Origin of the sequence: Streptococcus sp. CP1998 (assembly GCF_041026655.1) — a bacterium.
Classification (GTDB): Bacteria; Bacillota; Bacilli; order Lactobacillales; family Streptococcaceae; genus Streptococcus; species Streptococcus dentalis.
Genome location: NZ_CP163380.1, coordinates 2,040,578 through 2,051,949 on the forward strand (window position 1 = coordinate 2,040,578; position 11,372 = coordinate 2,051,949).

Annotated in this window: 8 protein-coding genes and 3 tRNA genes; 4 read left to right on the forward strand and 7 right to left on the reverse strand. The window is 34.4% G+C overall.

Features of this window, described 5'->3' with window-relative positions; all coding sequences use genetic code 11:
- Positions 1 to 65 precede the first annotated feature (65 nt).
- Entirely contained in the window at positions 66 to 1,094 is a 1,029-nt protein-coding gene (trpS, locus tag AB4X21_RS10025) for a tryptophan--tRNA ligase (RefSeq protein WP_003002236.1), read from the reverse strand.
- 206 nt (positions 1,095 to 1,300) lie between these two features.
- Here trpS and AB4X21_RS10030 point away from each other — a divergent pair, with 206 nt between their 5' ends.
- Together AB4X21_RS10030 and AB4X21_RS10035 are read left to right on the forward strand one after the other, a co-directional pair.
- A complete protein-coding gene (locus AB4X21_RS10030; protein WP_151379381.1) occupies positions 1,301 to 2,926 on the forward strand; it encodes an ATP-binding cassette domain-containing protein in 1,626 nt (541 codons plus the stop codon).
- Between the two features lie 49 nt (positions 2,927 to 2,975).
- Positions 2,976 to 5,543 carry a YfhO family protein gene (locus tag AB4X21_RS10035; RefSeq protein ID WP_369087940.1) on the forward strand — a complete coding sequence of 856 codons (2,568 nt, stop codon included), beginning with the start codon at positions 2,976 to 2,978 and terminating at the stop codon, positions 5,541 to 5,543.
- A gap of 102 nt (positions 5,544 to 5,645) precedes the next feature.
- On the opposite strand, the gene AB4X21_RS10040 is transcribed toward AB4X21_RS10035, so the two are convergent.
- The 6 genes from AB4X21_RS10040 to rlmH all read right to left on the reverse strand — a co-directional run bounded on the left by AB4X21_RS10040 (position 5,646) and on the right by rlmH (position 8,887).
- Positions 5,646 to 5,719, reverse strand: a tRNA-Asn gene (locus AB4X21_RS10040).
- A gap of 8 nt (positions 5,720 to 5,727) precedes the next feature.
- Positions 5,728 to 5,799 (reverse strand) — tRNA-Glu (locus AB4X21_RS10045).
- Positions 5,800 to 5,849: 50 nt separating this feature from the next.
- Positions 5,850 to 6,608 carry a LytTR family DNA-binding domain-containing protein gene (locus AB4X21_RS10050; protein ID WP_151379380.1) on the reverse strand — a complete coding sequence of 253 codons (759 nt, stop codon included), beginning with the start codon at positions 6,606 to 6,608 and terminating at the stop codon, positions 5,850 to 5,852.
- Positions 6,605 to 7,945 carry a GHKL domain-containing protein gene (locus AB4X21_RS10055; protein WP_270300096.1) on the reverse strand — a complete coding sequence of 447 codons (1,341 nt, stop codon included), beginning with the start codon at positions 7,943 to 7,945 and terminating at the stop codon, positions 6,605 to 6,607. The genes AB4X21_RS10050 and AB4X21_RS10055 overlap by 4 nt, the downstream gene beginning before the upstream one ends.
- Positions 7,946 to 8,291: 346 nt before the next feature.
- Positions 8,292 to 8,365 (reverse strand) — tRNA-Arg (locus AB4X21_RS10060).
- 42 nt (positions 8,366 to 8,407) lie between these two features.
- Positions 8,408 to 8,887 (reverse strand): 23S rRNA (pseudouridine(1915)-N(3))-methyltransferase RlmH, encoded by a 480-nt coding sequence (gene rlmH / locus AB4X21_RS10065; protein WP_369087941.1) that lies wholly within the window; start codon positions 8,885 to 8,887, stop codon positions 8,408 to 8,410.
- A gap of 204 nt (positions 8,888 to 9,091) precedes the next feature.
- Here rlmH and AB4X21_RS10070 point away from each other — a divergent pair, with 204 nt between their 5' ends.
- Both AB4X21_RS10070 and AB4X21_RS10075 read left to right on the forward strand, forming a co-directional pair.
- Entirely contained in the window at positions 9,092 to 10,273 is a 1,182-nt protein-coding gene (locus tag AB4X21_RS10070; RefSeq protein WP_151379379.1) for a S1C family serine protease, read from the forward strand.
- A gap of 71 nt (positions 10,274 to 10,344) precedes the next feature.
- Positions 10,345 to 11,106, forward strand: coding sequence for a ParB/RepB/Spo0J family partition protein (locus tag AB4X21_RS10075; RefSeq protein WP_369087942.1), 762 nt, complete (start codon positions 10,345 to 10,347; stop codon positions 11,104 to 11,106).
- Positions 11,107 to 11,372: the final 266 nt, after the last annotated feature.

An 11,372-nucleotide genomic window follows, 5' to 3' on the forward strand; every position in this document is an offset into this window, starting at 1 on the left:
TGTCAATCATTTATTGGTAAATTATCAATGAACAGTAAGAAATGTTCGCTTTTAATGAAGTCGTTTTATTTTTTAAAATAGGTAATTCCCATCGCAGATTTTACTTCATCCAGTGTTTGAGCTGCTACATTTCGAGCGCGCTCACTTCCTTTTTCAAGAATAGAGTAGACCTCACCCATATCCTTTGCAAACTCAAGTCGTCTTTCACGAATTGGTCTTAATTCACGATCTAAAATTTCTAAAAGATATCGTTTGGTCTTTACATCACCAAGTCCACCACGTTGATAATGTTCTTTCATTTCTGCAATTTCAGCTGCATCTTCTGGACGGCCAAATACATCCAGGTAATGAAATACCATATTGCCTTCGATTTTTCCTGGATCCTCTACTTTAATATGATCAGGATCAGTATACATACTCATCACTTTTTTCTTTAAAGTATCTGCATCATCAGCTAGGTAAATGCCATTATTCAACGATTTAGACATTTTAGCATTTCCGTCTAAACCAGGTAAGCGCCCTGCTGCTTCATTTTCAGGATAAATTCCTTCTGGTTCGACCAAAGTATCTGTGTTGTATGCATGATTAAAGGAACGAACAATCTCACGAGTTTGCTCAATCATTGGCTTTTGATCATTTCCTACTGGAACAAAATTCGCTTTAAATGCTGTAATATCGGCTGCTTGTGAAATAGGGTATACCAAAAATCCTGTTGGAATACTCTCACCAAAACCTTTTTGAGAAATCTCAGTTTTTACAGTTGGGTTTCTTTCAAGTCGCGCCAAAGATACAAGATTCATGTAGTACATAGTCAATTCTGCTAATTCAGGAATCTGACTTTGAATGAAAATCGTAACTTTTTCAGGATCTAGTCCAGCTGCCAGATAATCCAAAGCTACATTTCCAATAGATTCTACAATCGTTTTTGGATCTTTTGCATGGTCTGTCAAAGCTTGCTGGTCTGCTAGGAAAACAAACATATTATACTCGTCTTTATTTTGTAGCAAGACGCGATTTTTTAAAGAACCTACATAGTGGCCAATATGGAGTTTTCCTGTTGGTCTATCTCCTGTCAAAATGATGGGTTTTGTCATACTCTTCTCCTTAATCGTTATCCCTATCATTATAGCACTTTCTAGTTGAAAATGTTAGTCTATCGTCTATGTTTGTACCGAATTAATGCTTTACTATTCTGTAAACTTAATTGACACATCTGTAAAAAACAGATTGACAGTAAAAAAGTTGAATTTTCCCCTATTTTCTAGTAAAATGAAGACATTATAGAAAGAGGAGAATATCATTGCTTACAGTATCAGACGTCTCACTACGTTTTAGTGATCGAAAATTGTTTGACGATGTCAATATCAACTTTACAGAAGGAAATACATACGGTCTCATCGGTGCCAACGGTGCTGGAAAGTCAACCTTTTTAAAAATTTTAGCTGGAGATATTGAACCAACAACTGGCCATATTTCTCTTGGCCCTGATGAACGTTTGTCTGTTTTGCGTCAAAATCACTTTGACTATGAAGACGAACGGGTCATTGATGTTGTCATTATGGGAAATGAAAAGCTCTACAACATTATGAAAGAAAAAGATGCTATCTACATGAAAGAAGATTTCTCTGATGAAGATGGTGTCCGTGCAGCTGAACTTGAAGGTGAATTTGCCGAACTTGGTGGATGGGAAGCAGAAAGTGAAGCATCTCAATTGCTTCAAAATCTAAATATTTCAGAAGACCTTCATTACCAAACTATGAGCGAGTTAGCCAACGGAGATAAAGTAAAAGTTCTCCTAGCTAAAGCCCTTTTTGGTAAACCAGATGTCCTTCTTTTGGACGAGCCGACCAATGGATTGGATATCCAATCCATTACCTGGTTAGAAGATTTTCTGATTGATTTTGAAAATACAGTTATCGTTGTATCCCATGACCGCCACTTTTTGAATAAAGTCTGCACTCATATGGCGGATCTCGACTTTGGAAAAATCAAACTTTACGTCGGAAACTATGATTTCTGGAAAGAATCTTCTGAACTTGCAGCAAAATTACAAGCAGATAGAAATGCAAAAGCTGAAGAAAAAATTAAACAATTACAAGAGTTTGTCGCACGTTTCTCAGCCAACGCTTCAAAATCAAAACAAGCAACTTCGCGTAAAAAAATGCTTGACAAGATTGAACTTGAAGAAATTGTTCCATCTAGTCGGAAGTACCCATTTATCAACTTTAAGGCAGAACGAGAAATTGGTAACGATCTCTTGACAGTTGAAAATCTTTCTGTCAAGATTGATGGAGAAACCATCCTTGACAATATCAGCTTTATCTTACGTCCTGGTGACAAAACCGCCCTTATCGGACAGAACGATATTCAAACGACCGCTTTGATCCGTGCATTGATGGATGATATTGAATATGAAGGAACCGTCAAGTGGGGAGTTACAACTAGTCGATCTTATCTACCAAAAGACAACAGCCGAGATTTTGCAGGTGGTGAAAGTATTCTTGATTGGCTTCGTCAATTTGCAAATAAAGAAGAAGATGACAATACTTTCCTTCGTGGTTTCTTAGGACGTATGCTCTTTTCGGGTGACGAAGTTAACAAGTCTGTCAATGTCTTGTCAGGGGGAGAAAAAGTTCGTGTCATGTTGTCTAAACTGATGCTCCTCAAGTCAAACGTTCTTGTACTGGATGATCCAACCAATCACTTGGATTTGGAGTCTATTTCAAGTTTGAATGATGGATTGAAGAATTTTAAAGAATCGATTATCTTTGCCAGCCATGACCACGAATTCATTCAAACACTCGCCAACCATATTATCGTTCTTTCAAAAAACGGCGTAATCGATCGTATTGATGAAACCTATGATGAGTTTCTTGAAAATGAAGAAGTTCAAGCAAAAGTGAAAGAACTTTGGAGTCAATCATAAAAATAAAGAGCCCTGAAATAATGATTTCAGGCTCTTTCAGTAGAAATATATGAATAAAACAAAGCTAAAAACATCTCTTTTTATAGTATCTTCTTTCCTGATTCCAGCTATCATGATGTTCTTTATTTACCTCTCACAGGGAATCTACTGGAACAGTGATACATCCCCCTTATTAGGAGATGGTTATCATCAGTATGTCATTTTTGATACCACACTTCGAAATATTTTACACGGGACAGATAGCCTATTTTACAGTTTTCAAAGTGGATTAGGCATTAATTTCTATGCACTCAGTAGCTATTATCTAGGAAGTTTCTTTTCTCCTCTTGTCTACTTCTTTAATGCACAATCCATGCCAGATGCTGTTTACCTCATCACTCTTCTTAAATTTGGAGCTATTGGGTTAAGCACTTATATTAGTTTACATGGAATGTTTTCTAAAATTCCTAGATCTCTGGTTCTTACCCTTTCAACCTCATTTGCTCTTATGAGCTTTGCTATTAGCCAAATTGAAATCAAAACTTGGCTAGATGTTTTTATCCTAGCACCATTAATTCTTTATGGATTCAAAAAACTCATTTACAATGAGGGAGAGATTCTCTACTTTATCAGCTTAACCAGCTTGTTTATCCAAAATTATTATTTTGGGTTTATGATGTCTATTTTTCTCATTTTATGGTACTTGACACAACTGTCATGGGACATCAAAGAAATTGGAAAACGCTTCTTTCATTTTGTGATTGTATCTCTTTTATCAGTTATAACAAGCCTTGTGATGTTATATCCAACCTTCTTAGATTTACGCACTCATGGAGAAAGTTTTTCAAAGGTTGACAGTATCTTTACAGAAAAAAGTTGGTATCTTGACGTATTTGCAAAAAATTTCATTGGAAGTTTTGACACTACTAAATATGGATCAATTCCAATGATCTACGTGGGATTATTTCCACTGCTACTAGCAATCACCTTCTTCTTTGTAAAGTCGATCAAGTTTTACGTGAAACTTTCTTATTTTATACTCTTGACCATTCTTATTTTGAGTTTTCGTTTTCAATTATTAGATCTCCTTTGGCAAGGTATGCACGCGCCAAATATGTTTCTTCATCGATACTCTTGGATCTTTTCTTTGACGATTATTCTGATGGCAGGAGAAGTACTAAATCGAATAGAGGAGATCACTTGGATTCGTTTTAGTCTTGCTAATTTCCTCCTTATTCTAGGATTTGGAGCAACTGTCCTTTACAGCAGTCACTATAAATTTTTAGATGCTGTCAATTTCATTGTTACTTTTGAATTTTTAATTGCCTTCTATTTAGTCTGTTTAGGATTTATCTTAAAAAAAATACCGCCTAGACTTTTCTATCTTTCGATCCTGTTTTTCTCCATCTTTGAATTATCGGTGAATAGTTATTATCAAATGGAAGGAATTGCGAATGAATGGGTCTTTGCTTCTCGGTCGTCCTACGAACGCGACTTAAAAGCCATCCAATCCTTAGTAAGAGGGAAGACAGACTCTAATTATCGGACTGAGATTCTACAGCCACAAACGGGCAATGATAGCATGAAATATGGTTATAATGGAATTTCTCAATTTTCATCCGTACGAAATACGGATGCTAGCTCAACATTGGACAAACTTGGGTTTAAATCTGAAGGAACCAACCTCAATCTTCGATACCAAAACAATTCTATTTTAATGGATAGTCTATTTGGTGTTCGCTATAATTTAAGCCAACAACCTGTTAAAAAATTTGGATTTAAAGAGATTACAACCAAAAATGGAATCTCACTTTTAGAAAACGAATATGCCTTACCTATCGCCTTTCTGTCAGCAACACCTTATAAAAATATTTCCTTTACGAATTTGACACTGGATAATCAAACACGATTCATCCATCAAATCACGGATGAAAAATATAAATTTTATAAGAAATTAAATATTCTCTCGCCTACTTCACAAAACACTACATCTTCGTTGCAAACTGCAAAAATTGAAGAAGATAGTCATCTATCCTACGCAAGTATTCAATTTGAAGTAACAGTTCCTGACCATAGCCAACTATATGTTAATGTTCCAAATTTACAATTTTCAAATGATGATCGGAAAGATATTGAAATCAGCTACAATGGACAAACCCAACGCTATACTATCGATAACGCCTTTCCATTCTTTTCGATTGGTCATTTTGACACAGAGGAAACGGTTACTATTCGTATGAGTTTTCCAGAAAATTCGACGGTCTCCTTTGATACACCAGAATTTTTTGCTCTGGATCTTGACCAATATACACAAGCTATCACCACTATTCGTCAACAAGAAGTTGCTATTCACAAAAAGAAAAACAATTTGGTTGCAGTCTATAACGCAAATAGAGACACTACCCTTATTTTTACACTCCCTTATGATAAAGGCTGGTCAGCTAAACAAAATGGAAAACCTATCCAAATTCATCGCATCCAGAAAGGATTGATGGGAGTTCGTGTTTCAAAAGGATCCGGAACAGTCACCTTAACATTTGTTCCCCAAGGCTTCATTGAAGGACTCATTGCCTTTTTCGTTGGAATCATTCTCTTTTTCCTCTACGAATGGAGACAAATAAAAAGACGAAAAAGCTAAGGAACATGAATATCGTTCACTTATAAATAAAAGGCTAGGATAATTGCCATCCTAGCCTTTTTTCAAAACAACAAAAAAACACCCAAATGGGTGTTATACTAGCTCCGCCAGTAGGACTCGAACCTACGACATCATGATTAACAGTCATGCGCTACTACCAACTGAGCTATGGCGGAATGAGATATAGTCCGTACGGGATTCGAACCCGTGTTACCGCCGTGAAAAGGCGGTGTCTTAACCCCTTGACCAACGGACCATATATTCATTTACAGAACATATTTCATTATATCAAAATTTAACTAATTGTCAAGCACTAAATTCTAAATTTTGCTCTTCAATTAATTTTTTGACACGTTTGATATTGCTTCTTGAGATTGGACAAGAATACCCTTCTTTCAACAACAACTGTTTTCTTTTCTTATCCATCCCAACGATCATACTTCTATTTACGATATAAGATTGATGGGGACTGAAATATCTCTCCTCCACATCTTTCTCCAAGACATCTGATAAACTTCCCGCAATTTCTTTTTGAAAATTTTTCCCAACTAAGTTTAATTTATAAGCCGAACCAACAGTCTCAATATAAAGAATATCCTTAAATGGAATTTTTATCTTTTTATCCTTAAAGTCATACTCAAAATAATCTGTCAAATCATCATTTCCAATTTGAATAGTTGTTAGATACTCAATACACTCCTTTATTTTTAATCTAAATAAATCTTCATTCAAATTTTTATCAATAAAATCCAAGGCAGATACTTTATAACGATAGGTAATAGAAGCGAATTCTGATTTTGTAGTAATAAAAACAATAATGGCATAAGGATTTGTTTCTCGTATTTTTTTAGCAATTTCTAGCCCACAATATTCATTGTCTTGGATATGAATATCTAGAAAATATAATTGGTGGATATCCGAATGTTGGATATAATTTTCAAATTCCGTAAGTTTACCGGTAGAAATCACTTCAAGTTTAATTTCTAATTCTTTAGCAATTTCTACAATATGTTTTTCTACCCGTATCTGTTGAGAGAGCTCATCTTCTAATAAAAAAATCTTCATTCTTGTTCATATCCTCCAATCTTCAAAACTTGTAAAAAACGATTTCCTTGCAATTCTGTTTCTAAAAACATCGTTCCATAATTTGCTAAGATTTTTCTCACATTATTTAATCCTAGTCCTCTATTTTCTCCTTTTGTCGAATAGCCTTCCTCATATATTTTTCTGATATCAAAAGTGATTTCATTTGTTGTATTATGAATCACTAAGTAAACAATTTTTGAAATAGAGAAAATAGCAACATGAACTTTCTTTTCTTCCGCTTCTTTTGAAGCTTCCAAAGCGTTTGTCACTAGAATCCCAACGATTCTCACGATATCTAATAAATCAACTGGTAGTTGCTCGATTGGTTCACTCGTTTCAAAGGTCATTTCTACCCCAGCATCTCTAGCATCCAACCAGCCACGAATCAAAATACTTCGTAATGCAGAATCTCTGATATTGACCAAGTTAAATCCTGATAATTCTTCTGTATTTATCTTTTTATAACCTTCTTCTAATACTTCTCTATGGATTCTCTGTATTTCTGAAATATTTTTTTCCTCAATAGCTAATGACATAGAAATAACTAAATTTCCCAAATCATGACGAAATCCCCTAACAATAGAATAGAGACTTTGAATTTCAGCCATATAGCGACTCATTTGTTGCTCAGAAAATTCTTTATACTCCAGTGCTAAATTTTTACGATACTGATCTCGCTCGATTTTCATATGGAATAAGCTGACTACAAAAAAGAAAAAACAAATCGTTGCCAACATACTCCCAAAATTTTTAAATTGCGCTTGTTCACTAATCCATAAAGCAAAATTAATCACTACAAAGATGGTGAAATAGACGCAGATGACTCTCTTTAAATATTTTTCAAATTCTTTCTCATAAAAAGGAGTGAAATCAAATTCAAATAAGTCAATTAACTTCAAAATGATTCCTAAAGAAACCAAACGAATACATATATTATAAACAATCGAGTGAGCTGCTACAAAAGCATCCCCTAACACTGAAGAGACAATTATCGTCAGAAAAGTTGCTGTTCCTTCAACCGCTAAATAAGTAAAAAAAGAATAAAAAATGGTGCACAAGTAATTCATCCGATTAGCATAATGATAATAAGGATATAAATAAACCGGCCATAAGAGCATATTTAAATCAGAGAGTCGAATATTTGAAACTAGAGTCACATCTAAAAATACTAAGAGACTTTCAAAAAGAAGAACAAAGGTGCTCAGCAGAAAGATAAATGAAAATTGATGTTCCTGATAGATTTTTTCGTCCACTAATGCAAACGTCAGAACAATGATCCCTCCTAAGAGAAAAGACAATACTAATGACTGAATCACACAAACTCTCCTACTTTTTTTCTATTTTATTATATTCTAGTATTATTAGAAAAAATAAAATTTTTATATACAAAAAATTATAATATAAAATAGACTAAAATTAAAGGGGATGGGTGAAATTGTAATGTTTTTAACGATTTTGTTACATGATTGAAAACTATTTTACATAATTCCCACAATCTGCACTTTGCACTATATAGGGATTATTAGATCTTTTTTAAAATATTTCTAATAAATGATTTCATTTTTATTAATCAATAGTAATATATAGAAAAATTAATAGATAATGAAAATTTATACATTTTTTACAAAAAGAAAAGACACAGCAAAAACTGCATCTTTCATTTGATCCCAGCAGGATTCGAACCTGCGACCGTTCGCTTAGAAGGCGAATGCTCTATCCAGCTGAGCTATGAGACCGAACTTACTTCATTTTAGCAGAAAAAGGAAGGAGCGTCAAGGTTATTTATGGTAGGGACTCCCCTGTTGAATCATGAAAGCACGATAGATTTGTTCCACCAACACTAATTTCATCAACTGATGAGGAAGCGTTAATTGACCAAAGCTCATCAATAGATTTCCTCTTTTTTTCACTTCAGTAGACAGACCAAGACTGCCTCCAATAACAAAAGTAAGGTTTGAATAACCAGATGTCATAATCTGATCAATCGTTTGACTAAATTTCTCTGAAGGAAATTGTTTGCCTTCAATAGCCAATACAATCACATATTCCTTATCTGAAATTTTAGAGAGAATTCGTTCCCCCTCTTTTTCAAGGATTTGTTGATTTTCGAGTTGACTGGCACGATCTGGAGTTTTTTCATCAACTAACTCAACCTGTTCTACTTTTGCAAATCGACCAAGCCTTTTAATATACTCCGCGATCCCATCTTTTAAGTATTTTTCTTTTAATTTTCCAACGGTTATCAATTTAATTTTCATTCCCCTATTGTAGCATAATTCTTCAATTCCACAAATAATCCACAGCTATAGAAAGAAAAGCTATTCTATAAAGTCCTTTTTAAAGCCATTTCTCAACTAAACTCTACAGGTTATCCACAAATTGTGGATAACTTTAGTTATTTAAGATATAATTAAGAAAGTTTTTCTATACTCTAGATAATTTGATACCCTTAGGAGGAAAATATGAAATCTTCATCTAATTTACTGAAAAAAGTTGGAAGCATAGCCCTCATTTTTGTTGTGGGTTTTCTAGGTGGGATTCTTGGAACCTTTTTAACCTTACAAACATCTCATTCTTCTACTTCAAATACTGAAAGTAAGCAAGTCCACTCAACCACTGTTAAAACAGCTTATAAAAATACGACCTCAACTAGTGAAGCCGTCGATAAAGTGAAAAATGCTGTTGTTTCTGTAATTACTTATTCTGATTCTTCGAATCAAGGATTGTTTGAAAAAGAAGAAAACTCTGACTCACAAATTTCTAGTGAAGGTTCTGGAGTCATTTATAAAAAAGAAGGAAAATATGCCTACCTTGTTACCAATACCCATGTCATTAATGGTGCTAAAAAAGTAGATATTCTTTTAGCAGATGGTAATAAAGTCCCTGGAGAAGTAGTTGGATCAGATATCTATTCTGATATTGCAGTAGTTCGCATTAGTGCGGATAAAGCAAAGGCAGTAGCTGAATTCGGAGATTCAAACCAATTAACGGTTGGTGAGACTGCGATTGCGATCGGTAGCCCTCTTGGAACAGATTATGCTAATTCTGTTACCCAAGGGATTATTTCCAGCCAAGGCCGCAATGTGAAATTGAAAGCCGATAATGGACAAAATATCTCTACACGTGCCTTACAAACAGATGCAGCCATCAACCCAGGGAATTCTGGAGGTCCATTAATCAATATTCAAGGACAAGTCATTGGAATTACCTCAAGTAAAATTTCAAATAACGGACAAACTTCAGTAGAAGGAATGGGATTTGCAATTCCTGCAAATGATGTTGTCAATATTATCAAGCAACTAGAAGAAAAAGGAAAAGTGGTTCGACCAGCTCTTGGAATCCAAATGATGGATTTATCCAATCTTTCAACTTCTGATTTAAGCCAATTAAAACTTCCTGAAAAAATCTCTGGAGGGGTACTGGTTCGTTCAACACTTGAAAATATGCCTGCTTCAGATAAATTGCAACGCTACGATGTCATCACAAAGATTGATGATACAGATATCGAGTCAACTGCAGATTTACAATCTGCCCTTTATTCTCACCAAATCAATGATACGATCAAGGTCACATTCTATCGTGATGGAAAACAACAAACAACTTCTATCAAGTTGACAAAATCAACTGAGGATCTAAGCGATTAACTTTCACTTTCTTGACATACTTGTAAACACACCTTTACTAATTTGTAAAGGTGTGTTATTCTATTCATAAGATGGAAAAATTAGAAAAGATAGCAGTAAAGGACATTCGAACCAATCCTTTCCAACCAAGAAAAGTATTTGATCAAGAAAAATTAGAAGAACTGGCTCAGTCAATCAAAGAAAATGGCTTAATTCAACCCATTATTGTCAGAAAATCTCCAATAATTGGTTTTGAATTGCTTGCAGGTGAAAGACGGTTTAGAGCTTCAAAAATTGCTGGATTAGAGCTTGTTCCTGCGATTATTAAAGAGTTAACGGATCAAGAAATGATGCGACAAGCCATTATTGAAAATCTTCAACGAGAAGATCTAAATCCAATTGAAGAAGCTATCTCCTACCAGAAGCTAGTTGATCATGGATATAAGCACGACCAAATCGCTCAATTTATGGGGAAATCTAGACCCTATATTAGCAATATGCTTCGCTTGTTACATCTAGCTCCCTCTGTTCAAGAAGCGGTCATTCAAAATGACATTTCTTCGGCTCACGCGCGTGTTCTCATTCCTCTTGATGAAGAAGAGCAGCGCTTTTGGTTGGAGCGAATCAAACAGGATCATTTAAATGTTCGAACATTAGAAAACAAGATCAGTTCAAAAAGAAAACAGAAAAATAAAAAAATAAAAGAAAGTTTCCTACTAGAAGAGGAACAACGATTGAAAAAAATATTGGGAACAGAAGTGACGATACACTCCTCTTCGCAAAATAAAGGAACTATCCAAATTTCTTTTTCAAGTCTCGATGAATACCAACGAATTATCAACAGCCTAAAATAAGGCTGTTATTTTTATTTTTGTATTGACAAGTTTTTCCACCATAAAAATCTTTTGAAAATAGCAGAATAATAAGCATATTCTCTAGTTATCCCCACTTTGTGGATAACTTTTAAAAACAATGTGGATTTAAATCCACAACTTGTGGAAAAGTTTAAAAATATATTTTTATTCCTTGAAATTTAGCCTGTGGAAAACTATTGTCATTTGTGGTAGAATAGGAGTAAGTATGATTTGATACAATTCAAGAAAAGGAGGGAAGTCTGATA

What these genes read in the sequence shown, in the direction of transcription:
- trpS (WP_003002236.1), bottom strand. Translation starts at nt 1,094, where the DNA reads ATGACAAAACCCATCATTTTGACAGGAGATAGACCAACAGGAAAACTC.
- AB4X21_RS10035 (WP_369087940.1), top strand. Translation starts at nt 2,976, where the DNA reads ATGAATAAAACAAAGCTAAAAACATCTCTTTTTATAGTATCTTCTTTC.
- AB4X21_RS10050 (WP_151379380.1), bottom strand. Translation starts at nt 6,608, where the DNA reads ATGAAGATTTTTTTATTAGAAGATGAGCTCTCTCAACAGATACGGGTA.
- AB4X21_RS10070 (WP_151379379.1), top strand. Translation starts at nt 9,092, where the DNA reads ATGAAATCTTCATCTAATTTACTGAAAAAAGTTGGAAGCATAGCCCTC.
- rlmH (WP_369087941.1), bottom strand. Translation starts at nt 8,887, where the DNA reads ATGAAAATTAAATTGATAACCGTTGGAAAATTAAAAGAAAAATACTTA.
- AB4X21_RS10075 (WP_369087942.1), top strand. Translation starts at nt 10,345, where the DNA reads ATGGAAAAATTAGAAAAGATAGCAGTAAAGGACATTCGAACCAATCCT.